We start from the raw sequence: 23,312 nt of genomic DNA on the forward strand, positions 1-23,312 counted from the left end.
ACAGGAACGGATGAGCGCACGCCCCGCCTTCACCCTCGAAGTGGGCCAGAACAAGTACCTGCGGGCCACGGCCGGCGAGATGCACGCCATGCTCACGATCGGCGCGCACGGCCTGGACGGGCTCGCCCCCACGGTGGCCGAGGTCATCCTCGTGGACACCTCGGGCTCCATGGGCAGGCCGGGCACGAAGATCGGCGCGGCCAGGCGGGCGAGCGCGGCGGCGATCGACACGCTGCGCGACGGCGCGTTCTTCGCCGTCGTCTCCGGCAACCACGAGGCCGCGATGGTCTACCCGCCCGCCCCCGGGCTGGCCGTGGCGACGCCGGAGGTCAGAGCCGAGGCGAAGGCCGCGGTGCGGCGGCTCACCGAACGCGGCGGCACGGCGATGAGCACCTGGCTGCGGCTCGCCCGGCGCGTCCTCGCCACCCGGCCCGCCGTGATCAGGCACGCGATCCTGCTGACCGACGGCCGCAACGAGAGCGAGCCGGGGGAACGGCTCGACGCGGAACTCGACGCCTGCGCGGGACTCTTCTCCTGCGACGCCCGCGGCATCGGGGACGGCTGGGCGTCACAGGAGCTGCTGCGCGTCGTCACCGGGCTCAACGGCACGGCCGACGCCGTACGCGAGGACGCCGACCTGGTGGCCGACTTCCGGGAGATGACGCGTTCCGCGATGCGCAGGGGTGTCCCCGACCTGCGCGTCAGGCTGAGGCTGCTGCCCGGTGCCGAGGTCCGCTACGTCAAACAGGTCTTCCCCGTCGAGGCCGACCTCACCGGGCGGCTCGTGCGGACCGACGGGACGGTGGAGTTCGGGACGGGGCCGTGGGGTGAGGAGAGCAGGGAGTACTTCGTCCGCATAGACGTCGATCCGGCCGGTCGTGACAGGGGTGAGGACCTGCGGCTGGCCCGGGTGGACCTGGCGGCGGCCGAGGGGGCCTCCGGAGAGGTCGAACTACCCGCCGTGGGGACGCCGATCCTCGTGCACTGGACCGACGAGCCCGCGCTGTCCTCCCGGGTCGACCCGAAGGTCGGCCACCACGCCCGGCACCTGGCGCTCAGGGAGGCGATCGACGCGGGCCGCCTGGCCTACGAGTCCGGCGACGGGGCCGAGGCCGAGCGGGCGTGGGGCCTGGCCGTACGGCTCGCGACGGAACTCGGCAACGACAGGAACCTGCGGTGGCTGTCCCACCTGGTCCACGTCGTGGACGCCTCCCGGGGGCTGGTGCGGCTGAGGGAGCGGATCGACCCCAGGGACATGAAGGGGTCACAGCTCAGCTCGTGGCACTCGACGCTGAGCCCCGGTGCCCGTTCCCGGCGGCTCGGTGAGGAGCCCGAGGAACGGCTGGTGGCCGCGCGGCGGCGGTGCCCGAACTGCTCACGTGTGCCACGGGCGGACTCCCTGTTCTGCGAACAGTGCGGCCTCCCCCTGCAGGATTTATCCGATTTATCGGACTTGTCGGAGGCTCCCGACGAGCTGCCCCCGGAGGACCGGTGAGCACCACGCGCAGGACCCTGTGGCGCCTCCGGGCCGTGCTGACGGTCGCCGTCGCCGCGCTGTTCGTCACCTCCTTCTGGCTGTTCCAGGGCGTGCACCAGACCGCGGACTCAAGGGCGATCTCCGCGATCCTGGAGATATCGAGCGTCCGGCAGGCGCTGGCCACCGCCGACCGGGCCGCCGTCGAGACCTTCCTCGGCACCTCGGAACGCGGCACCTCGGAACCTGACACCCCGGGGCCGGGCGCCTCAGGGGCGCGTGCCCCGGAACCGGGCACCGCAGAGGCGGGCGTTTCGGGGTCGGGCGTTCCATCGCCGGGAGGGGCCACGCTCACCCTGCCCGCCGAGCAGGAGTACCGCGAGCAGATCCAGACCGCCGGTCTCAACCTCGCCCAGGCGGCCAGGGACGACGTCGCCGACGACGTGCCGGGCAGGAGCGACGACCTGCAACTCGCCCAGGGGATGCTGGCCGTCTACACCACCCTCGTCGAGCAGGCCGGGGAGCACTACCGGCGCGGGGACGGCACCGTCGGCGCGACCTACCTCTGGGGCGCCTCCCGCCTCATGCACCATGACAGGCAGGGCATCCTCAAGACGCTCGACGACGCCCAGGAACGGCAGTGGACATGGCTGCGCGCGCAGTTCCCGTCCACCTGGGCGATGCGGACGGCCACGGTCTGCTGGGGCCTCTGCCTCCTGACGACGCTGGCCCTGCTCTGCGGGACGCAGGTCTTCCTGCGGCGGCGCTTCCGCCGGGACCTGAACCCCCGGCTGCTCACGGCCACCGCGCTCGTGCTCGTCCTGGCGGCGGCGACCTCACCGGCCTACTTCTCCGGGGCCGATCTCGACGAGGCGGGCACGATGACGCGGAGGGTGGCCGAGGCCAGGAAGGCCGGGGTCGAGGCGGAGCACGACTACGGCGACGAACGGCTGGCGCGACTGCTGGACCCCGTCTGCGGCACGCCGGGCACGTGCGGCCCCACGGTCGCCAAGGAACTGCGTGTACGGAGCGACGTCCCCCCACCACCGGTCCCGAGGGAGGCGGCCGAGATCAGAGAGGTCAACGTCCGGATGCGGGACGCCACGGAGTACGCGGGCCTGGTCTTCCTCATCCCGCTGCTCTCCGCCGCCGCCGGGGCGCTGATCTGGGGCGGCATCCACCCACGCCTCAACGAGTACAGGTACCGGCCACGATGAGACGAAGAACGCTCCACAGGGTCACCACGAGGATCGTCGCCGGGCTGGCGCTGCTGGGCGTCACCGTGTGCGCCACGGCGTGCGCGCCGCTGCCCGGAGGCCGTACCGTCTCGGTGCTCGCGACCTGGACCGGCACCGAGGCCGAGCACTTCGGGAAGGTCCTTGCCGCCTTCGAGGACAGAACCGGCATCCACGTCGAGTACACCGGGACCCGCGCGATCGACGAGACGCTCCGCTCCGACCTGCGGGGCGGGACACCCCCGGACATCGCGATCCTGCCCAGCACCGGTGACCTGGCGCAGTACGCCCACAGCGGCGACCTCCTCCCCCTGGACGGGGTGGTCTCCCGGCAGGACCAGTACGGGCGGCCGTGGCTGCTGCGGCTGAACCGGAAGGTGTACGCCGTGCCGTTCAAGGTCAACCTCAAGAGCCTCGTCTGGTACGACCGGTCGCGCTGGCGGCCCTCCCCCCAGGAGATGCGAGACCCGCTCTCCCTGCGGACCGGGGGCCGGGCACGGAGCGTCTGGTGCCTGGGGATGCAGGCCCTGCGTTCGGCGGGCTGGCCGGGGACCGACTGGATCGAGGACATCCTGCTGCACCAGGTCGGTCCCGAGAAATACCGGGAGTGGGCCTCGGGGACGCTGGCGTGGACCTCCGACGAGGTACGGCAGGCGTGGGAGACGTGGGGGAGGATCCTGGACGCCTCCGGCCTCGACCGGCAGGGCCGCAGGGTCGCGCTGCTGACCGACTTCAGCGAGGCCGGGCTCGGGCTGTTCGGCGACCCGCCCGGCTGCCTCCTCGAACACCAGGCGTCCTTCGTCATCGTCACCTACCCGCCGGGCGGCGACGTCGACTTCTTCCCCTTCCCGTCCCTCCCCTCCGGGAAGGGCGGCGCCGTTCGCCGGTCGGTGGTGGTCTCCGCCGACTTCGCCGGGATGTTCAACGCGACCCCGCAGGCAAAGGAGCTGATGAGGTTCCTCGCCGGTGACGAGGCCCAGCGGATCTGGCCCGCCATCCCGGCCGGTGCCGCCTTCTCGGCGAACCTGGGAGTGCCCCCCGACGTCCATTCCGTCAAGGATCCGGTGGGCAGGAAGGTCGCGGACACCCTCGACGGGGCGGCCATGGTGTGCCTGGACGCCTCCGACCTGATGCCGCCCGCCCTGCGCGACGCCTTCGGCGACGCCGTCATCGAGTATCTGAGCGCCCCGGAACGGCTGCCCGACCTGCTCACCGAACTCGACCGGGTCCAGGACCGTGTCAAGAACAGGTGGCGGCCGAACGAGCAGGAGCGGAAGGACCTGCTGTCGTTCTCCTGCCCCGGCCCCCTCAACCGGCCCGGCCGGCCCATCCGGCCCGTGAAACCGAACGGAGTCACCCCATGACAGAACTGGTGCGTTTCGACATCGACGGTGAGGAGGGCTCGGTGCTCGTCGAACTCGACCCGGCCCCCGGCTTCGAACGTCTCTCCCGCAGGGACGGCGGCCTCGCCCAGGCGAAGGTCTCCTTCGAGGGCGCCCTGGCCGGGGTGCGCGACGCGGCCTCCAGCGCCCTGAAGCAGTTCCAGGCCATGGCCGTACCACCGGACGAGGTCGAGTTGCAGTTCGGCGTCAGGCTGAGCGCGGAGGCCGGGGCGGTGATCGCCAAGACCGGCGCGGAGGGCCACTTCGAGGTGCGGGTCAAGTGGCAGCGCGAACCCCGCCTGAGAATCCTCTCCGACCCCTCCTGACCTCCCACCGGTGTCCCGGGCGACGGCCACACGGCCGCCCGGGGCGCCCGTCCCCCCGGCGGTGGCGCGCCGACCGCCGCCACCCGGGCCCCGCGGACATCCGCGAGCGGTTCGTTCAAGACCGGGCCGCGGCGCGCGGACGAGACTGCCGGGCATGAGCGAGAACACCTTCACCCCCGCCCTCGGCCGTTTCGCCCCCACCCGGTTCTACGACCATGTGGTCGCGCTGACACGTGAACGCCTGTGGCGGGCGCTGGCCGCCATGTACGTGGCGCCGCGCCCCGACGACGTGATCGTCGACGTGGGATGCGGCACCGGCTCGCTGGCGGTGACGCTGGCCCGCGTCGAGCCGAGGGCGCGGATCATCGGCCTCGACCCCGACTCCGACGTGCTGGCCACGGCCAGGCGCAAGGCCGCCGCCTCCGGTGTGACGGTGCGCTGGCAGACCGGCATGGGCGACGAACTGGCCGGCCTGCTGGGGGCCGCCTCGGTGGACACCGTCGTGTCCAGCCTCGTGCTCCACCAGTGCCCGGTGCCGGTGAAGCGGGCGGTGCTCGCGTCGATGGCCACGGCGCTGCGGCCGGGCGGGAGGCTGGTGATCGCCGACTACGGGCTGCAGCGAACGAAGCTGATGCGGCTGGCGTTCCTGACCGTCCAGTTCGCCGACGGCAGGCAGGACACCCAGCCCAACGCCGACGGCGCGCTTCCCGGTCTCATGTCGGCCGCCGGGTTCCGCGACGTGCACGAGGCCGAGGTGGTCTCCACGGCCACCGGCTCGATCTCGATCTACGTCGCGCGCAAGGGCTGACCGCGCAGCAGCGACAGTACGGCCACGGGCGTGAGGCCCGTCATCTCGCGCATCCGGCGGGTGAGGTGCGCCTGGTCGGCGAAGCCCGCCGCGAACGCCGCCTCGGCCGGGGAGCGTCCCGCCTGCAACGCCTCAGCCGCCAGACGCAACCGAGCCCACACCCGCCAGCGGGTCAGCGGCATGCCCACCTGGTGCCGTGCCAGGGCGCGCAACCGCTGGGGGGAGAGCCCAACCGTCGCGGCCAGCACGGGCATGGGAACGTTTCCGTCCCACAGCGTGTCCAGCGCCTCGACCAGCCGGGGGTCGAGTTCACCCGACGGGCGGGCGCCCGCCCTGCCGATGTCCTCCGCGCGCAGGCCGCGCAGTTCGGGAGCGGGGGTCACGCCGTCCCCGTGGCGTTCACGCAGCCGGTCGGCGAACACGCAGTGCGGCTCGACGTAGAAGACGACGAGATCCGTCGCGGCGAGCATGCGGTGCCGTTCCATCGGCGGCACGACCAGCGTCACGGCCCGGTGGTGGATGTCCGAGGCGTCCACGACGGAGACCTCGCCCCGGACCGCGACGGCGATCTGGAAGGCGGCGTGCCGGTGGAAGGAGCCGTCCGGTGTCGGGCCCTGGTACACCGCGTACCCCTCGCCGACGGAGAACCGGGGCGTCGGCCCCTCCTGAGGGTTCATCCCTTCGATTCTGCCCGGTACGACTTCCTTGCGCCGACCGGGATTCGTCAGGATATCCTGACGAACATGACGTTCATGAGCCCCGACATCCCCGGTCACGAGGGCTTCGCCGCCCCGGTGCTGCCCAACGGCGAACCGGCCTCCTCCTCAAGCGCCTTCGTCAAGGAGTTCGTCGGTTACCAGGCCGCCTGCTCGTGCGGGTGGGCCGACCAGCGCCGGTTCCCGCCCACGCGGGAGGGGGCGAAGGAGACGGAGTACCGGTGGTGGAGCAGGCACGCCGCCCCGCTGATCGCCGCCGCCCCGCCCAGCGAACTGGTGGTCAAGTCGAACCTCCTGTACGAGCGGATCGCGCGACTCGCCGCGGAACGCCCGCTGGCCGCCCTGACGCTGCTGTCCCAGGTGGAGGGCTGGCAGCGCGTCCTGCTCGACCAGGCCGTCGCCGGGGCCCGGGAGTCCGGCGCGTCCTGGGCGCAGGTCGGAGAGGCGATGGGGATCTCCAAGCAGAGCGCGCACGAGCGGTTCAGGACACGCGTGAACATGTGACACCGGGGACCCGGTCCACCGATCCTCCGAAGGGAGGAAACGGTCCGTACCTCCGTCTGGTGATCGCTCGCCGGAAATAGGCGATCATCAAGACATGCGTAAGGCATTTGCCCTCTTATTAGGGCTCACGATCCCCTTATCCACCTTCACCCCGGTTTCCGCGGACACCACACGGACCCCCGCCCCCAGCGCCGCGATCTCCTGGGCCCCCTGCCCCGAGGATTCGGGCGCGGAGTGTGGGACGCTCGCCGTACCGGTCGACTGGAGGCGTCCGGCGGCCGGGACGTTCAACGTGGGCGTCGCCCGCCGCAAGGCCACCGACCCTGCCGCCAGGATCGGCACGCTCGTGGTGGCCGCGGGCGGCCCCGGAGGGTCGGGGGTTGACCTCGTCCTCGCGAGCCCGCAGATCCTCACCCCGGAGACCCTGCGCCGCTTCGACGTCGTCAGTCTCGACCCGCGCGGCACGAACCGCAGCAACCCGGTGGTCTGCTCGACGGAGCTGTTGCAGCAGGCCCCCGACCCGATCGTGAAGAGCCAGGCCGAGTTCGACAGGGCCGTGGCCTACAGCAGGCGGCTGCGCGCCGACTGCCGGGCCCGCACCGGCCCGGTGTTCGACCACGTCGACTCGCTCAGCGCCGCGGCCGACCTCGACGCGTTCCGCGCGGCGCTGGGCGAGGAGAAGCTGTCCTTCTGGGGCATCTCCTACGGCACCCTCCTCGGCCAGCAGTACGCCGAGCGCTACCCCCGGCGGGTCCGGGCCTTCGTGCTCGACAGCGTCATCGACCACAGCGTCGACACCCGGACCTTCATGGACACCGGGACCTGGGGCGCGCAGGACGCCTTCAACGAGTTCGTGGCCTGGTGCGAGCGTGACGAGGCCTGCCTCCAGCACGACGGGAACGTCAGAACCCTCTGGAAGGGGCTGATGGCCCGGGCCGACCGCGGCGAACTCAGTGTCCCCGGTCAGCCCGGCGCCCTGCTGACGCCCTTCGTCCTCAGCTGGACCGCGCTGGACTACTTCTACAGCGCCGACACCTGGCGTCCGTTCTCCGAACTGCTGGCCGCCCTCGACACCGGCCAGGCCACCGCCGGGCAGCTGCCCACGCCCCTGGCCGCCAAGAGCGCCCAGGACGTCAGCCCCAACCCCTTCCAGATCTTCTGTGAGGACTACCGGCTGCCCGTCCGCGACTTCCGCGAGTACGACAGGCACCTGCGCAGGCTTGGCAGGATCGCGCCCGACATGCGCTACAGCTTCCTCGCGGTCTTCCCGGTCTTCACGTGCCTGGGAGAGCCGAGTTCGATCCCCAATCCGCAGCACGAGCTGAGGGTCCGTACGGACACGCCGCTTCTGGTCGCCAACTCGCTGCACGACCCGGCCACCGTCTACCCGTGGGCCGTGAGCACGACCCGCCAGCTCGGCCGCTCCGGGCGCCTGCTCACCTACGAGGGCTGGGGTCACATCGTCTACGGCCGTGGACCGTGCGCCACGGGCGCCATCGACTCCTACCTGATCTCGCGGACCCTCCCCGCCCGAGGAGCCCGCTGCCCGGCCGTCCCGCCGAACACCGGGACCGACAACCTCCGCAAGCTCGTCTCCCCGCTTCCCCACATGCCCGGCTGGACCTCTCCCCTGTAGTCCCCGGTTCGCGCGCGTCGGCCGGAAAGACGCTCCTGACGACGCGCTCTGATGGTGGCTCCTGGCGGGAATGAGGACCGGGTTCCCGCACCGGTCCTCACTCCCGCCCTCCTGCCGGCCTCGGTTCCTGACGTCCGGAGTCGCTCCGCCGTCAGGCGGGGCAGACGACGTCCGGTACGCCTCGTGGCAGGTTGCGGCGCTCGTCCTCGCTGAGGTCACGTCCAAGGACGCCGCACAGGTGGGACTTCCACAGTTCAGGATCGAGCCGGAACAGCTCCACAGATCCTCGGGCCGTGTACTCCGTGGGCTTACGGTTCCTCAGCAGGACCCTGCCGTTGTCGGAAGCCTCCATGAAGTCCTGCTTGCCGGCGAAGTTGTAGGAGGTCACCTCGACGTCACCGGAGCCGGTCATCCTCATGAGGCGTACGGAACTTCCGTTGGCCAGAAAGAATCCCGGACTCTCCGATCCGTCGTTCTCCATGATCCCCACCTGCCATTTCTCTGCTTCCATGGGTCCGAACGGGCCCAGTATCTTCCGTGCTCGCCGACGGTCCTGTACCGACCACAACTCGACCATGAGGCCTCGGGTCAGCACGATGGCATAGCGACCACTGGGCTCGATCGCCGCGGTGATCAGATCGGGCCCCAGGCTGATCCGCAGATCCGGGTTCTCCACGTGGGTCGCCAGACGGACGGCCCGCAGAGTGTGATCATGGGCGTTCGTGATCTTTATGTATCCCGGCTCGTAGTACGGACCCACCGAGAGCTCCCTGAGGTCGGCCCCGCCGAGAAAACCGTAAATGTCGAACGGGTCGGACAGAGGCCGACCATTACGGGCGTTCCAGTGTTCGATCACGCTTCCGGAGACCGTCACCAGTTCCTCGTCTGTGAAGAAGAAGGAGGTCACCCGGAGTCGTTTCCCGTTCTTGCCGGCGGGGGGCATACGGGCGGTGAGCTCGGCCACTCTGCGCAGGTGCGGAAGCTCATAGACCGTGACCCTGTTCTGGTCGGTCACATCGGCCACCAATGTCCCAGCGCGGTTTATGGTCAACAGCAGTCCCGGGTCAGGGGGCGTGGCGGGAATGTGAACCTCGGAGAGTGTTCTTTCCTGCCCTCCGGTCTCCTTGATCACCAGTCGATCAGCGGTCCCGGCGCCGTTCTCCCCGACACGGACCAGCATGGTGCGCCCCTGGTCGAGCAGCAGCGGCGGGCTGAACACCTGCAGCCCATCGTCGGCGAACATCCGCCAGCCGATCATGCTGATCTTGTCTCGACGGACCACTACGGGGGCGTCCGGCGTACCGAGCAGGGGACCCGCCCTGTCTCCGAGGGAGAGGACAGGACCTTCGAGCCGTTGTGGCGAGGTACCCGGCCGTGCGCTGAGAAGCGTCCACCTCCCTTCTCCCTCATTGACCGCGACGCGTTCGCCCGTCCGGTCGACGGCGAGCCCCTGGCATGAGCTGTAGTCAGCGGACGGAACATAACGCGTCATCCTGTGCCCGTCAGACACGCGAAGGATCTGGTAGACGGCCTTCTTCGCGCTGGAGGGCTTCCTGCACAGGGCCAGGACCCTCCCGTCAGCCGACACCTCGGCCTCTGTCAGATCCGTCTCCGACATGCCCCGGCCGTTCTCCAGTTCTCGTACGGAGCCGCTGCGGAGATCGATGGACACCGGGGAGTTCCCGTCGCCCAGTCGTACGGCCACGAGCGTGTTCTCGTCCGGGCCGAACCACACCTGCCGCAGTTCGGGCAGTCGCCCCGGCAGTTGCCTGAGCCGCTGTGTCGCCAGGTCCCACACCTGCAGCCGCCCATCGGAGATCACCGTGGCGATCCGGTCGGCGTTCGGCGAGAAGTCGATGACCTTGTAGGAACCGGAGATTCCTCCCATGACGTACCTCTGCGGAGCGGTGCCGTACAGCCGGTGCGCCGGTCCCAGGACAATGTCGTGCGCCGTGTGGCGCACCTCGTGCCAGATCGTCGTGCCGGTCCCCTCCAGCACATAGGCAATGCGCCGACCGTCCCTGCTGACCAGCGGAAAGGTCGCGTACCCTGCCAGATCGAAATGCTTGCGCAGAATCCTTCCGCCGGCTTGGCGGAGGAACAACGTCGCACGGCCGAGCTCGGAGGAAGCCAGCGTCACCGTGCCGTCGGCGCTCATCCCGGCGGCACGGATCGGCCCCTGGACTCCGGTCAGCATCCAGACGGCGTCCTTGAGTTGGTCATATCGCTGCAACAACGCGTTACGCGCCTCCTGCGTCGGCGCGATCTCGTAGGCGGCGGTAGCTGCCAGGGTCGCCAGTCCCGGGTCCTCCTTGGCCATCTCCGCCGTGAAGCTCGCCAGAGCCCGTGACCTGTTCTCGTCCGCCCGCTCCGCGCTGACCAGCATCTGATCGACGAGAAAGGTGGCCAGGCCCACGATCAGCGCGAACACCATGGTCAGCGCGGTCCGCACGGCATGGGTTCGCCGCTGCGACATCCGGCTCCGCCGCCGGGCCAGTGCCAGGAACTCGCGTTGTTCCTTGGTCAGCTCACCCTCACGCCCGCCCAGCCACTGGTCGATGACCTCCAACTGTTCTCTGTCCGGCAGCAGGTTCGCCGACCGTCCGCCGTGCTGCCAGCGCCGTAGGTCATGGGCCAGCTCCGCCTGCCCGGTCAGGAGCTTTCCGTCCGCCTCCACCTGCTGCCGCAGCTCAGGCCAGGCTGTGATCAGCGCCTCATGGGCCAGCTCCGCGCTCTCCGGTTCCCCCTCACCGCCGTACAGCACCAGCAGCCGCCGCTCGGCGAAAGCCTTGGCTAGCTCCCACTGCGTCTCGTCCACCTCGTCCCGGGTGAGCCTGCGACGCAGCAGGATCTGGCTGTCGGGCAGCATCCGCACCAGTTTGGTGAGCAGCCGTCGCGCCGCCTTTTCCTGCTCCGGCTTGCCGTCGACCTGGTCCGCCCAGGCCCGTTCGGCGTGGTGTCCCAGCGCGCCGGACACACCCTGCATCTCCTCGTAGGCCGCGTCCCGCAGGTAACCGCCGTTCCGCTGCTCCCACAGCTTCTGCAGGACGAACCCCAGCAGTGGAAGAACGCCCGGCTCGCCACCTGTGTCGTCCAGAATGCGCCGGGCCAGCCCAGGTTCGTATTCCACGGCCGCGAGCCGCTCGACGGGCTTGGCGATCACCTCCTCCAACTGCCCGGAGGACATGGGGGCCAGCGGTACCGTCGCCCCGCCGAGCAGGGCGGGCCCCAGCCGTGGGTGTTTCAGAACCGCATCCATCAGGTCAGAGCGCAACGTGGTCAGGACACGCACTCCAGCGGTCGGCCGCTGCGGGAACAACAGGTCGACGAGCTCGTCGACCTCGGCCTGGGGACGGTTCAGGAGCGCCTCTGCCTGGTCAAGAACGACGAGAAGACCACCGGAAGCCGTACCACGGGCGCGGTGGAGCGTGTCCGCAAGCCCCTTGTCCGCGAGCCATGTCTCGACCTGGTCGGCGCTCCGCGCGCGCACGGGGCCGTACCGCCCGGACCTGGCGGCCTCGTACAGCTCGGTGGCCAGCGCCGACCGCACGGAGGAGATTTCCCCGGCGTTGAACGCCAGGACCTCGTGTCCGTCCTCCCGTATCCGGGGCGCCACACCGGCCAGGGCCAACGAGGACTTGCCGCACCCCGAAGGTCCGTAAACCGTCACGGTGCGCGCTCCGCGCAGAGCCTTGACGATGTTGCCGATGTCCTCCTGTCTCCCGAAGAAGAAGTCCGCGTCACCTTCTCCGTACGGCTCCAGCCCTCTGAAGGGAGAAGGCGGGTCGATGACGGGACCGAGTTCGGGGACCTCCCGCACGATGGTCCTGGTACGCAGTGCGTAGGCCTGCTGGGCGTCGCCCACCGGCTGCGCGGCGACCAGCAGACCGACCACCGCACCCAGCGCGTCGTCCCAGACGGGACTACCGCTGAAACCGGGCCTGACGTGGGCGACCTGCCCGCTGGACCTCGACAGCTGCACCCATCCCTCGCCCGTGGCACCGCTGAGCCTGCCTTCGAACCAGATCCCACCCGGCGCGTCCCTGGGAAACCCCACCACGCGCACCTGACCACCCCGCACGTTGTCGGGATCGGCCATGGGAAGCGGACGGGTGCCGGGTACGGGCTCCGGCAGCCGGAGAACGGCGATGTCCCCGGTTCTCTCAGCCCTGATCGGTACCCAGTTTTCGACCCGGGCCGACCACACAGGACGAGCGTCGTCGCCGGGTGGGAGCGCGCGTAGCGAGAACTCGACCGTGACTGGAGTTCCCTCAGCCACAGCCTCCTCACGAGGCCTTTCCAACGCGTCCGAAACCACGTGAGCGCAGGTCAGCACCAGATCCGGAGCGATGAGAAAGCCCGCCCCGCCCCCGACGCCGTCCCGTCCTCTGATCTGGACGACCGCCATGGCCATGGCTTCGTCCGGACTGCTCGACCACGCCCGTACGGTTTCCGCCATCGGACCTCCTCCGCGCCTCAGGCCGGACGTCGGCCGCTCGCCGCGCCTTCACGTAGGCCCCCGAGAAATCGGCTGCGATCGCCGCACTCGCGATGACGACGTTCGCTTCGGGGACGGCGAGACACCGAAATCAAGAGGGAGTGTGATTCGCCAAACTGATCAGCGGTGATCAGCAGGATCGAGACGTCCGGAGGCGTCCGATTCCGCTCAGCCGGTTCTCAGTCGATTGTGCTGTTGACAGGTGGTGCGCACGATCCACGTCACCTCAGGCTGTCTTCACACCTTGCTCCAGCCTTCGGACTCCGAAATCATAAACACGGTCTGGGCAGCGGATCTCGCGGTTCGTCAAACCGCAACCGAATCCACGATAAAAGCGGGAATCTCATACGGCCAGACCCGCGAAAAAAGCATGGGAACCACAGAGGGGCGGAGATCTCTCACCCCGCGATCCAGCCGAAACCCGCGGTGTTGGCCTCGCCGAGGCCCCAGCTCCAGATCGCCTGGAGGGTCTCCGGCGGGCCGGTCAGCTCCACCTCGACCGGCGCGCCGGACTTGCCGCCCCGCACCTGGCCCGTCGAGCCGACGGAGAAGGAACGCCTGGCGCCGACCCAGGTGATCCGGGTCAGCGAAACCTCCGGGTCCAGGCCCAGCGTCTCGGCCTTGCGCCGCAGGTTGCGCTGGAAGCACGTCGGGAACTCCCGGTCGGCCGGCAGCAGCCACGCCTGACGGGTGACGCGCTCACCCTGTTCGTCCTTCCCCGCGCCCTTCACCACCACCGGGGTGAGCGTCCTGAAGAGGGCACGACCCGAGGTGAACGCCGGGGGCTCGGCCAGGGTGGCGTTCAGGATGCGGAAGGCCGCCCCGCCCCAGTCCAGCAGCTCCCGCCGTTTGATCCCCTGGGCCATCGCGGTCACCGCCTCGAAGAGGGGGCTGCCCAGCTCCACGTGTCCCCGTCCGCCGACGGCGTACCTGCCCCTGACCCGCGCGGCCCTGGGAAAGACCGGCGCGCCGTGCCCCAGCGGAACCATGCCGTACGGCCCGGCCCCCCGCGCGTGCAGGAGCCGCCCGAGATGGGGGACCTCACGTGTCAGCAGGTCGTAGAGCAGGGAACGACCAGGGGACAGCACCTTCGTCCACGCGAGTTCGGTGGCCCCCGTGGTGACCTCGATCCGCAACCGCATCATTTCCTCCCGCCTGTTCCGTCTCTCGTCGACTACTGATGGACGACGGCTTCGAAGCCGTCGTCCATCTGTAGGGGGTGAGAGCGAGGAACGACGGATGGGGCGGTGCGGAGATGGGGCTTCCCCGGGCCGGAAGCGGGACGGGCAGGGCGAGGGAGGTGCTGGCGGGGACGTCCACATGGGCGGTCGCGGCCCTGGCCGGTGTGGCCGCCGCGGTGGCCGCGGGCACGCTGCCCGATGTGATCAAGAGCTGGCTGGGAGAGCGGCGGCCGTTCCTGACGGTGCTGTGCGTGGTCGCGGCGGGGGTGTTCGCCGGGATCAACCTGTGGCAGCAACGCGGCAAAGGGGTCGGCATCGTGGTCGCCCTGCCGAGGGAGGGGCGGCGGGACCCCTGGGACGGCCAGTGGGTGGTCGCGGCGTCCGACCACGCCCGGCGTGGTCACGACTCCTGTTTCACCGTACGGCGGACCGTCCCTGCGTCCGGATCCGGCACCGAAAGGAAAGCCGGGGAGAACGCCGGGGGTGAGGCGGCCCGTGAGGACGCACTGGAGGTGGCCTACGAGCTGGTGAGCGCCCGGCTGACCGAGCTGTCCGCGGCCGACCCCTCGACGCCGGTGTCCCTGTACGTCAACGCCGCCCTGCCCGACGCCTTCGAGCTGGGCGCGAAGTTCAAGTTCCACATCCAGCGTGAGCTGCGGGGGATGCACGAGATCCCGGAGCGGGTCACGCTGCCGCAGCGTTCCGAACGCCCGCACACGGACTTCTTCCCCGCCGTCCGGATCAGTGGCCGGTTGAAGGACCCGCTGAGCCCGGCGGAGGCCGTACGGGCGGCGAAACTGGCCGAGGTGGTCGAGGAGCCGGACTTCGAGAGCGACCCCGAGGGGCGGGCCGTCGCCGTCGTCGTGCACCTGTCGGACAACCCGCTGATGGTCGCCCAGGCGCTGCGCGCGGCGGGCACGGGGTGCGCGGACACCCGGGGAGAGTGGGCGCGGTGCCGGGCCGCGCTGGTCGTCGACGGTGGCCCGGCCAACCTTCCCGAGACGACCGCCGACTTCGAACTGGTCGTACGGCATGTCTACGCGGCGTGGCGCGCCTGGACCCGGGCCAGACCGCAGTACGCGGGTCTGACCCACCGGCTGTTCATCGCCGCCCCCGCCAGCGTCGCCTTCACGCTGGGCTGGCTGTTCGGCCACACGGTGCGGGTCGTCGAGCCCTCCCACGGAACGCCCCCGCGCTCCCCCGGGACGGAGCCCCCTCACGAGACAGGAGAGACATGCACCTCGTCATGATCGGCACAGCCGGTCTCCAGCGCTACATCTTCGCCTCGGGCAAACGCCGGCAGATCGTCGGGGCGTCCGACCTGATCGCCCGGGTCGAGGGCGAGTGGGCCGACCACGCGCTGGAGCAGGTCTTCCCCGGCTTCGACAGGAACGGCTGGCGCGTCGACACCCATGACGCGGAGCTGCTGGTCGCGGGCGCGGGCGGAGTCACCGTGCTCGTCAGGGACAGAGCGGCCGGGAGACGGCTGGTGACGCGGATGAGGCTGGTCGCGCTGGAAACCGCCCCGGGGCTGGACATGTGCGGCGTGATCGTCGACTACGAGGAGGGTTCGCTGGCCTCCGCCGTACAGGAGGCGCGCAGGAGGCTGCCGACGGTGCGCGAACGACAGCCGGGACCGCTGGCGCGCTTCCCCCGCCTGCCCATCGTGGCGGACTGCGCGTCGGACGGGCTTCCCGCGAAGGGCCTGCACGCCGAGGGAGAGGGCGAGGCCGCCCGTCCCGAGTCCGCCGTGTCCGAGGCGAAACGCGTATCACGTCCGAACGCGCTCTCCCGGATGTCCGCCATCGCCGGAACGGACCGGGCCACGATGAGCGGGATCATCGACCGGCTCGGGTTCGAGGCCGAGTGGGTGGCGGTGGTCCACGCCGACGGCAACGGCCTCGGCGAGGTCTTCGGCGGCCTGGACGACCTCAGCGCGGAGGGCGCTTCCCTGCCGCCCGGAGAACGGGACCGCCGCCACGCGGAGAGGTTGCGCGCCCTCTCCCGCGGTGTGGACGGCTGCGCCAAACGGGCGTTCGCCGCCGCGCTGCGGCTCACCGCCGGCGAACTCGCCTCCCGCGAGCCCGTCCCCGTCCTGCCGTTGATCATCGGAGGGGACGACCTGACCGTGGTGTGCGAGGGAACGGTCGCGCTGTCCTTCGCCCGGCACTACCTGGAGCGCTTCGAGCAGCTGACGAAGGAGGACCTCCTGCTGCGTCCCGTCCTTGAACGGCTCGGGCGCGACGGTCTGAGCGCCGCGGCCGGGGTGGCGATCGTCAAGCGCAACTACCCCTTTCACTTCGCCTACGAGCTGGCCGAGGAGCTGACCAGGGAGGCAAAGGGGGTCAAGAGCTGGAGCTCGGCCCTGTCGTTCGTCGCGCTGTTCGAGAGTTCGGCTCCCGACCTGGGCCGTATCCGAAGCTCGGCCGCCCTGTCCGGCGGCGGGGGCCGGTCGGCCTCGCCGTACCTCGTGGGAGCGGGCTGTGCGAACGGCCTGGCGTCCGGGCGGCGCTGGGAGGACCTGCTCGAAGGGGTCGCCGCGCTGCGGCGGCGTGACCCGGTCTCGGGGGAGGTGCTCCTGCCCGGCGGTCTCGTGCACGAACTGCGCGAGGGGATGTGCCTGGGGGAGGAGGTCGCGACGTCCCGCTTCGAGCTGGCGCGCCGCCGCTTCGAGAAGGACGCCGTGCGCACCGGGGCCCTGCTCGCCCTGGCCCGGGACGGCGGCCTCACATGGACCGACCCCGAGGGGAGAACCGTGACAAGACTGCTGGACGTGCTGGCGGCCCGGCCGTTCGTCCCGGAGGGACCGGAAAGGTCAGAGGGAGGAAACGCGTGACGGGCGAGTTCACGATCTCGTTGTTCATGGTGAGCGACTGGGGGGTGGGCACGGGAAGGGGGGCCTCCGGATACGTCGACCGGCTCGTCCAGCGCGAGGAACAGTCGTCCGCCCTTGCTCCCGCTCCCCCGGTCGTGCCCGCCAAGACCCTGGTCGGCGTCTGGCGCGACTCCTGCGAGCTGGCGGCGTACGCCCTGGACAGCGGCTTCGTGGGGGTGTGGCACGCCTGGGTGAGATACCTGTTCGGCGGCCAGTACGCCCTCGCGAGCAGGACCCCGGAGGCGGCGAACAGGACGTCGAGCCCGGCGGCGCTGACACTGGACGGCCCGTTGCGACTGCCCGGCAGACTCTCCGAGGTGCTGCGGGAGCGGCCGCACGTCGCGCTGGCGACGACCTTCCGCAAGCCGGGTGTGGCGGTCGATCCGCGCACCGGCGGCGCGGAGGAGGGCATGCTCCGCTTCGAGGAGATGGCCAGGAACGGCGTCACCTTGGAGGGCCGGGCCAGGATCGACGGATTCGACAAGCTCGATGAGGCCCAGCGGGAGGCCGCCGTCGCCCTGTTGGACGCCGGGGCACGGTTGCTGGAACGGATCGGCGGCAAGCGGCGGCGTGGTCCTGGCCGCTGCCGGATGACCCTCGACGGCCCCGGCGTCTCCCCCGAGTGGACGCCGCCGCCCCCGGACGGTGTCCCTCCGCCGCCGGGCGGTCCACGGCACGAGGTCGCCGACCGCCCGGAACCGGCGGGGACGGCGGGCCCGGGATGGGAGCGCGTGGAACTGCTCGTCACCGTGGAACAGCCGGTGCTCGTCGCGGCCACCGTGCTCGGCAACGTCGTCAGGGGCGCCGACCACCTCCCCGGCTGGTGCCTGATGCCGGAGGTGGCCAGGAGGCTGGGCGGCGGGGCGCACGCCCTCGTCCGCACCGGAGACCTGGTGGTCACGGCGGCCTTCCCCGTGTCTCCCTCGGGAGCCGGGACGCTGCCGGTGCCCAGGGTCCTGGTGCACGAGAAGAACGCGGACGGCACGGTGATCGGCAACCAGATGGCGGAAGGCGGGCCGTCCAGGGGCAAGCCGTACCGGGAGGGGTACCTCGTGCCCGAAGGGCCGGAGAGGTACACGGTCGTCACCCCGGCCGGCACGGTACGCATGCACAACACCATCCAGGACGACCTGCAGCGGCCTACCCGGGAGGTCGGCGGCGTCTACGTCTACCGGGCGCTGGCGACCGGGACGGTGCTCCGCGCCGAGGTGCGGGTCCGTACGGGCACGCTGGACGACGGCTGGGCGAGGCGGCTGGCGGGACGCTGGCGGATCGGCCGCTCGGCCAAGGACGACTACGGAAAGATCCAGGTCACGGCAACCCCGGTCAGCGCTCCGGCCGGCGTTCCCCCGGCGGGTGGGCGCGGCGACGGCGAGCTCAGGATGTGGTTGCTGTCCGGCCTGCTGGTCCGTGACCGCAGACTCCGGCCGAGCATGGACCCGCGTGACGTCGCACGGGCGCTTGAGCGGGCGTTCGCGAAGGCGGGAGCCCCCGGTGTACGGCTGGAGCCGGTCACCGGGACCGAAGAAAGGCCAACGTCCACGACCACCGGGAGGGGAGTCACCTCCGCCCTCGGCGAGCAGCGCACCGACAGCTGGCACCGGGGGTGGAACCTTCCCCGCCCCACCCTGTACGGCCTCGCGCAGGGAAGCTGCCTGACCTTCACGGTGAAGGACGGCGCACTCACCCCGGAGGTCCTCGCCGAGGTACGGGCCGCGGGGGTGGGTGAGCGCAGGGCCGAGGGGTTCGGCCAGGTGGAGTTCGACCACCACGTCCTGCTCTGCCCCGTCGACGCCTCCCCGTCCGTGTCTCCCGTACCGGCCGGGCCCGCCGGGCCCGTCGAACCGCTCGCGCCGGACGAGAAGGGACACCGGGAGGCACGCGTCTTCGAGCGCGCCACCTGGCGTGCGGAGATCCACCGGGCCTGCGAGCGGATCAGGGCCGACCCGGCGTCGCGTGCCCGGGTCGTCCCCGCCCGGGTCTCCGGAACCCAGCTCAACGCGCTGCGGCGGATCGTCCGCGGCCTGCCGTCCGGCCGCGCGGAGAGCGAACTGCTCTGGCTCACCAGGGACAAGGCGGGACGGCCCTCCTGGCCGAAGGAGGCGGTGACGGCCCTCAGAAGGCTGCTGACCGACCCCGACACGGTCTGGGAGCTGCTCGAACTGCCGCAGGACCGGCTCGTCGTCACCCGCGACGGGATCGAGAGCCTGCGGGCCGAGCTCCGGCACGAGGCGGTGCGCGTGCTGACGGACTCCTGCCTCGCCGCGCACGTCCGCGACGAGGCGACTTCGACGGGCACCGGGAGCGAGAGATGAACCCGAGGGCGAGACACCGTTTCACCAGCAGGATCAGGGCACGCGGCTGGCTGCTCACCACGACGCCGTTGCACGTCGGCGGCCTGGGGCACGACCCGTCCGAGCCGTTGCCGATCGCGCTCGACGGCCAGGGCAGGCCGTACGTCCCCGGCACCACCCTGGCCGGAGTCCTGCGGCACTGGATGGACGGCGCCTCACCCGGCGCGCTGGACGACCTGTGGGGGTCGACGGACGAGGAGGGCCGCGCCAGCCGCGTGGTCGTCGCCGACGGCCTCGTGACGACAGAGCACCGTCTCGACGAACACGGCCTGCCCGCCGCCCCGCTCGACGTCGCCGCCCTGGAGTTCCGGCCCTCGGTGGGCATCGACAGGGTGACGGGGGCGGCGGCCCCCGGGTTCCTGTACGGCAGGGCCGTCGTCCCGGCGGGGCACCACGTCAGGCTGGAGATCGACATCGAGTCGGACGATGACGCCGCTCTCGACGAGGCCAGGATGGACGCGATGCTCACGGCGCTGCGTGCGGGGAAGGTGCGTTTCGGCGCGGCGACCGGCAGGGGTCTGGGCGCGGTACGGCTGCTCGACGACCCGTTCGAGCTGGTCGTCGACCGGTTCGACTCCCCCGAGGGGCTGCTGGCCGTACTGCGGAACGATCCCGCGCGCCGTCGCGGGGTCGAACCCGCGCTCCGGACCGATCCCGAGCTGCCGGCCGCCAGAGAGGTCCTCGACGTCCGGGTGGAGTGGCGGCCCCTGGCGCCGGTGATGGTCAGGGCCGGGGCGAGCGGCCTGTTCGCCGACACCCTGCCGCTCACCACCCGGGTCGACCGCCGTCACGTCACGCTTGTCCTGCCCGGCGGGTCGATCAAGGGGGTGCTGCGCAACCACGCCGAGCTGGTCGAACGCACCGCGCGGCGTGTTCCCGGCCTCCCGGCGCCGTTCGACGCCTCCGCGGCCGAGCACAGTGCCGCCTTCCGTGCCCGGCTCGACCAACTGCCCGCCGTACGGGCCCTGTTCGGCGCGGCCCGTGACGGGCGGGAGCGTGGGGCGGGGGCGCTGCGCGCCGAGGAGTGCGCGGCCCTGGTGACCGTCCCCGACGAGCTGTGGGACGCCGTGACCGGGGCGGACACCGGAGGCGACCCCGGGGAGTCCGGTGGGGACGAGGAGACGCGGGAGGGGGCGCTGGCCGACTCCGTCCGCGACCGGCTGGAGGACCTGGGGATGGCGCGGGCCGACCACGTCGCCCTTGACCGGTGGACCGGCGGAGCCGCCGACGGGCGGCTGTTCACCGTGCTCGAACCTCACGCGGTGAAGTGGGAGCCGATCAGGCTCTCCGTCGACCTCACCCGTCTGGGTTCCGGCTCCGAGGTCGCGCTGGCCCTGCTGCTCGTCACCCTTCGCGACCTGGCCGGGGGGCGGATTCCGCTCGGCGCCTCCGCCAACCGGGGGTTCGGCGACATCGAGGTCGCCGAGATCGTCCTGACCGGCCCACCCTGGGCACGGCCGGTCACGCTGCCGCAGGCCCTGAACTCGCCGGAGGCGTCCTCCGTGGCACGGGCCTGGACCGACTACCTGGCACGGGAGGTGTCATGACCGTTCTGCGCGCCGCCGCCGTCACGGGTCTCACGTTGCCGCGGGCGCTGGAGGCGTCCGGCCTCGACGGCGGGTGCGCCCTGCTGACGACGCCGTCGGCCTACCGGGTCGCCTCGGTGACGGGCGGGACGTGCCGTACGCCCGAGGGGGTCGTCGACCTGTCGGCCGTCTACGAGGCGCGGGTCTTCACCGGGGAGGCCGAGCTGCGCTGGACGGGGGAACGCGCGGTGCTGCTGGCCGAGGATCGCGCCTCGTTCCCGCCCGCGTTCGACGAGGAGGTGGAGGACCTGGAGGCCTTGACGACCCTGGACAACCACTACCTCCTGTGGGGCGTGGTCGACGACTCCGCCTCGCCCGGCCCCGGCTGGGTCGCGCTCTCCTCCAGCCGGGTCGGCCGCCTGACCGTCCCCATGGCGACGGCCGTTCCCCGGTCCGAGGGGCACCACAGGCGGGTGCGGTTGCTGACCCGCGAGTACGTCGTCGTCGGCGACGACCACGGCAACGTCCACGTCGCCGAGGAGCGGCTGATCGGCTTCGAGACCTATCGTGCGAAGGGAATCGCGTGACGACCGGCGAAGAGGGGTTCCTCAACCCCTACACCTTCATTCCCGCATTCCCCAGGGATGCCCTGCCCGACGCGTTCGGGGACGCCCCGCCCCCGTCGAGGGACCGGCTGCGGGCGGGGTGCCTGACCGGCCGGATCGCGGTGACGCTGACCGTGGAGACCCCGCTCCTGCTCCTGGACACCACCCGCGCCGTCCCTGCCTCGACGGGGGAGAAGGACCACCGGGTCTACCCCGTACGGCTCCGCGACGGCCGCCCGCACCTGCCCGCGACCACGGTCAAGGGCATGCTCCGCGCCGCCTACGAGGCCGTGACCAACTCCCGCTTCGGCGTCTTCGAGGACCACGACACCCCCTTCGGTTTCCGGCGCGAGGCGGGATACGCCCTGGGCATGGTGCCGGTGTACGTCGCCGGGGAGGGGACGCTCTTCCGTCTCCGGAGCGCGTTGTTCGAGATGTACGACAAGGAGAGCGGCGAGAACCTCTATCCGGACGGCGACCTCCATGCTCCTGTGCACATGGAGCGCCTTCGGGCGGTGATCAAAAAAACCAAAAACGGCGAAAAAGTGGTTGATTTCGCTCCGGCGGACTCGTCCGTAACGCTCACCGCGGAAAGAGGGGAGAAGGTGGTCAGCGGCATCGCCTACATCACCGGCCCCAACGTCGAACGCAAGAGGTACGAGCGGTTCCTCTATCTGCCGCCGGGAGACAAGCCGTCTCCCCTGCCCCTCGCCCGGGAGTGGAAGGCGCTGGCCGAGAACTGGGAGTCGCTGATCCGGAACTACCGTGCCGCCCACGACGACGACGAGCTTCGCCGGAGGCGGACCCCGGACGGCCTGCCCGCCGGGCCGGACCGGCGCGTCGGCGACGGGCCGGGCCGACTCGCCTGGAGCCCGCACCTCCACGACGAGAACCACCTGCGGCTGAGGCGTTCCGCCATCTGCTACGCCAGGCTCGTGGACGGCGGGGTCGATCGGCTGTATCCGGTTCTCATCCCGCGGGACCTGTACCCCGTCGCCCCGGCGGAGCTTCTGGGAGAGGGCCTGGCCCCGGCGCCCTCCTACGAACGGCTGTCCCCTGCCGACCGGGTGTTCGGGTGGGTGGCGCCGAAGGGGGCCGGTGTACGGCCCTCGGCATATCGGGGACGGCTGCGTGTCGGCCCGGTCACCTGCGAGGGCACCGCCGCGGAAACCGTGGACAGGTTCGAGGGGGACGGCCTGCCGCTGGCGATCCTCAGCCGCCCCAAGCCGCAGCAGGGGCGGTTCTACCTCGCGGAGTCAAGGCAGCGTCCCCAGCGGCCGATCAAGGACGGCACCCCGAAGGAGGAGCTCTACGCGCAGGGGCGTGGGCTGCGCGGCAGGAAGGTCTACTGGCACCACGCGGGCCTGGACGCCGGGAAACACTGGAGGATCCCCGGCGCCGAGGACCCGGCACAGGCTCCGGCCGGTGGCCGCCACCGGGAGTACGCGCGTTCCTGGAAGGCCCCCGACGACAGCGGCCGGCTGACCAGGGACCGGCGGCGCCACGAGACCGTCCCCGGTGCCGAGCAGCGCGACTCCCAGAACCGCTCCATCAACGGCTGGGTACGGCCCGGCACGGTCTTCCGGTTCACCGTCGAGGTCCGCGACCTCGACGAGCACGAGCTCGGGGCACTCGCCTGGCTGCTCGGCCTGCCGGAGGGACACTTCCACCGGCTGGGGTTCGGCCGCCCGCTCGGTTTCGGCAGCGTCCGGCTCGCCGTCGATCCCACCGGCACCGAACTGCACACGGGGGCGGAGTACGCGGCGTACTACCGAACCCTCACCGGCGGCCTTCCCGCGACCGACGGCGTCAAGGTCCTGGACGAGGCGAGACGGGTCTTCGAGAAGGAGGCGGCCGCCTCTCCGGCGCTGTCCACGATCCGCGACGCGATGCTCACGGTGTCGCGCGGCGACCCCGCGCTGCCGGTGCACTACCCCCGCACCCGCCCGGACGGGTTTCCCCCCGGGGTTCCCGCGCCACCGGATCCGAGGGGCAGGAACTTCGAGTGGTTCACCGTGAACGAGCAGGACGAGAAGTCACCGAGAATCCGGACGAAACGCTCGCTCCCCGGCCTGGATGCCACCACTCCCCCGCTCAGGATCTATCCGAAGAAAGCGCTGCCCGAAGAAACCATAAGAAAAGGCGCCAACGGCCCCCGGCGGAAAGGTGGTAACAAGAGATGACTCCATAAG

Annotated in this window: 16 protein-coding genes; 13 read left to right on the plus strand and 3 right to left on the minus strand. The window is 71.2% G+C overall.

Going from position 1 to position 23,312, the window contains the following annotated elements; all coding sequences use genetic code 11:
• Positions 1-10 precede the first annotated feature (10 nt).
• The 5 genes from ACFOYY_RS29160 (at position 11) to ACFOYY_RS29180 (ending at position 5,225) form a co-directional block, all read left to right on the plus strand.
• Positions 11-1,495 (plus strand): VWA domain-containing protein, encoded by a 1,485-nt coding sequence (locus ACFOYY_RS29160; protein ID WP_386193869.1) that lies wholly within the window; start codon positions 11-13, stop codon positions 1,493-1,495.
• Positions 1,492-2,691 (plus strand): hypothetical protein, encoded by a 1,200-nt coding sequence (locus ACFOYY_RS29165; protein WP_386193871.1) that lies wholly within the window; start codon positions 1,492-1,494, stop codon positions 2,689-2,691. Before ACFOYY_RS29160 ends, ACFOYY_RS29165 begins: the two co-directional genes overlap by 4 nt.
• Positions 2,688-4,073 carry an ABC transporter substrate-binding protein gene (locus tag ACFOYY_RS29170; RefSeq protein ID WP_386193874.1) on the plus strand — a complete coding sequence of 462 codons (1,386 nt, stop codon included), beginning with the start codon at positions 2,688-2,690 and terminating at the stop codon, positions 4,071-4,073. The genes ACFOYY_RS29165 and ACFOYY_RS29170 overlap by 4 nt, the downstream gene beginning before the upstream one ends.
• On the plus strand, positions 4,070-4,417 hold the full coding sequence (locus ACFOYY_RS29175; protein WP_352015512.1) for a CU044_2847 family protein: 348 nt from the start codon (positions 4,070-4,072) through the stop codon (positions 4,415-4,417). The genes ACFOYY_RS29170 and ACFOYY_RS29175 overlap by 4 nt, the downstream gene beginning before the upstream one ends.
• 154 nt (positions 4,418-4,571) lie before the next feature.
• On the plus strand, positions 4,572-5,225 hold the full coding sequence (locus ACFOYY_RS29180) for a class I SAM-dependent methyltransferase (protein WP_352015513.1): 654 nt from the start codon (positions 4,572-4,574) through the stop codon (positions 5,223-5,225).
• Here ACFOYY_RS29180 and ACFOYY_RS29185 read toward each other — a convergent pair.
• Entirely contained in the window at positions 5,204-5,902 is a 699-nt protein-coding gene (locus ACFOYY_RS29185; protein ID WP_386193877.1) for a helix-turn-helix domain-containing protein, read from the minus strand. The genes ACFOYY_RS29180 and ACFOYY_RS29185 overlap by 22 nt on opposite strands.
• Positions 5,903-5,968: 66 nt before the next feature.
• Between ACFOYY_RS29185 and ACFOYY_RS29190 the strand changes: the two genes are divergently transcribed.
• Together ACFOYY_RS29190 and ACFOYY_RS29195 are read left to right on the plus strand one after the other, a co-directional pair.
• Positions 5,969-6,445: a hypothetical protein gene (locus tag ACFOYY_RS29190; RefSeq protein ID WP_352015515.1), complete on the plus strand. Its 477-nt coding sequence runs from the start codon at positions 5,969-5,971 to the stop codon at positions 6,443-6,445.
• A gap of 94 nt (positions 6,446-6,539) precedes the next feature.
• Positions 6,540-8,081, plus strand: a complete 1,542-nt coding sequence (locus ACFOYY_RS29195) for an alpha/beta hydrolase (RefSeq protein ID WP_362773049.1) — start codon at positions 6,540-6,542, stop codon at positions 8,079-8,081.
• Positions 8,082-8,232: 151 nt separating this feature from the next.
• Here the strand turns inward: ACFOYY_RS29195 and ACFOYY_RS29200 are convergent, their stop codons facing one another.
• Positions 8,233-12,540 carry an nSTAND1 domain-containing NTPase gene (locus tag ACFOYY_RS29200; RefSeq protein ID WP_386193882.1) on the minus strand — a complete coding sequence of 1,436 codons (4,308 nt, stop codon included), beginning with the start codon at positions 12,538-12,540 and terminating at the stop codon, positions 8,233-8,235.
• A gap of 437 nt (positions 12,541-12,977) precedes the next feature.
• Positions 12,978-13,721 carry a CRISPR-associated endoribonuclease Cas6 gene (locus ACFOYY_RS29205; RefSeq protein WP_386193885.1) on the minus strand — a complete coding sequence of 248 codons (744 nt, stop codon included), beginning with the start codon at positions 13,719-13,721 and terminating at the stop codon, positions 12,978-12,980.
• A 113-nt stretch (positions 13,722-13,834) separates the two neighbouring features.
• Here ACFOYY_RS29205 and ACFOYY_RS29210 point away from each other — a divergent pair, with 113 nt between their 5' ends.
• The 6 genes from ACFOYY_RS29210 to ACFOYY_RS29235 are packed head-to-tail and all read left to right on the plus strand — an operon-like array spanning position 13,835 to position 23,303.
• A complete protein-coding gene (locus tag ACFOYY_RS29210; protein WP_386193888.1) occupies positions 13,835-15,010 on the plus strand; it encodes a hypothetical protein in 1,176 nt (391 codons plus the stop codon).
• On the plus strand, positions 14,995-16,596 hold the full coding sequence (locus tag ACFOYY_RS29215) for a Cas10/Cmr2 second palm domain-containing protein (RefSeq protein WP_386193891.1): 1,602 nt from the start codon (positions 14,995-14,997) through the stop codon (positions 16,594-16,596). The genes ACFOYY_RS29210 and ACFOYY_RS29215 overlap by 16 nt, the downstream gene beginning before the upstream one ends.
• Positions 16,593-18,950: an RAMP superfamily CRISPR-associated protein gene (locus ACFOYY_RS29220; protein ID WP_386193894.1), complete on the plus strand. Its 2,358-nt coding sequence runs from the start codon at positions 16,593-16,595 to the stop codon at positions 18,948-18,950. The genes ACFOYY_RS29215 and ACFOYY_RS29220 overlap by 4 nt, the downstream gene beginning before the upstream one ends.
• Positions 18,947-20,536 carry an RAMP superfamily CRISPR-associated protein gene (locus ACFOYY_RS29225; protein WP_386193897.1) on the plus strand — a complete coding sequence of 530 codons (1,590 nt, stop codon included), beginning with the start codon at positions 18,947-18,949 and terminating at the stop codon, positions 20,534-20,536. The genes ACFOYY_RS29220 and ACFOYY_RS29225 overlap by 4 nt, the downstream gene beginning before the upstream one ends.
• A complete protein-coding gene (csx19, locus tag ACFOYY_RS29230; protein WP_362773070.1) occupies positions 20,533-21,102 on the plus strand; it encodes a type III-D CRISPR-associated protein Csx19 in 570 nt (189 codons plus the stop codon). The genes ACFOYY_RS29225 and csx19 overlap by 4 nt, the downstream gene beginning before the upstream one ends.
• Entirely contained in the window at positions 21,099-23,303 is a 2,205-nt protein-coding gene (locus ACFOYY_RS29235) for a TIGR03986 family type III CRISPR-associated RAMP protein (RefSeq protein WP_386193899.1), read from the plus strand. The genes csx19 and ACFOYY_RS29235 overlap by 4 nt, the downstream gene beginning before the upstream one ends.
• Positions 23,304-23,312 lie beyond the last annotated feature (9 nt).

It is taken from the genome of Streptosporangium jomthongense (assembly GCF_042650425.1).
Classification (GTDB): domain Bacteria; phylum Actinomycetota; class Actinomycetes; order Streptosporangiales; family Streptosporangiaceae; genus Streptosporangium.

What these genes read in the sequence shown, in the direction of transcription:
- ACFOYY_RS29160 (WP_386193869.1), top strand. Translation starts at nt 11, where the DNA reads ATGAGCGCACGCCCCGCCTTCACCCTCGAAGTGGGCCAGAACAAGTAC.
- ACFOYY_RS29170 (WP_386193874.1), top strand. Translation starts at nt 2,688, where the DNA reads ATGAGACGAAGAACGCTCCACAGGGTCACCACGAGGATCGTCGCCGGG.
- ACFOYY_RS29175 (WP_352015512.1), top strand. Translation starts at nt 4,070, where the DNA reads ATGACAGAACTGGTGCGTTTCGACATCGACGGTGAGGAGGGCTCGGTG.
- ACFOYY_RS29180 (WP_352015513.1), top strand. Translation starts at nt 4,572, where the DNA reads ATGAGCGAGAACACCTTCACCCCCGCCCTCGGCCGTTTCGCCCCCACC.
- ACFOYY_RS29185 (WP_386193877.1), bottom strand. Translation starts at nt 5,902, where the DNA reads ATGAACCCTCAGGAGGGGCCGACGCCCCGGTTCTCCGTCGGCGAGGGG.
- ACFOYY_RS29190 (WP_352015515.1), top strand. Translation starts at nt 5,969, where the DNA reads ATGACGTTCATGAGCCCCGACATCCCCGGTCACGAGGGCTTCGCCGCC.
- ACFOYY_RS29195 (WP_362773049.1), top strand. Translation starts at nt 6,540, where the DNA reads ATGCGTAAGGCATTTGCCCTCTTATTAGGGCTCACGATCCCCTTATCC.
- ACFOYY_RS29200 (WP_386193882.1), bottom strand. Translation starts at nt 12,540, where the DNA reads ATGGCGGAAACCGTACGGGCGTGGTCGAGCAGTCCGGACGAAGCCATG.
- ACFOYY_RS29205 (WP_386193885.1), bottom strand. Translation starts at nt 13,721, where the DNA reads ATGCGGTTGCGGATCGAGGTCACCACGGGGGCCACCGAACTCGCGTGG.
- ACFOYY_RS29210 (WP_386193888.1), top strand. Translation starts at nt 13,835, where the DNA reads ATGGGGCTTCCCCGGGCCGGAAGCGGGACGGGCAGGGCGAGGGAGGTG.
- ACFOYY_RS29215 (WP_386193891.1), top strand. Translation starts at nt 14,995, where the DNA reads ATGCACCTCGTCATGATCGGCACAGCCGGTCTCCAGCGCTACATCTTC.
- ACFOYY_RS29225 (WP_386193897.1), top strand. Translation starts at nt 18,947, where the DNA reads ATGAACCCGAGGGCGAGACACCGTTTCACCAGCAGGATCAGGGCACGC.
- csx19 (WP_362773070.1), top strand. Translation starts at nt 20,533, where the DNA reads ATGACCGTTCTGCGCGCCGCCGCCGTCACGGGTCTCACGTTGCCGCGG.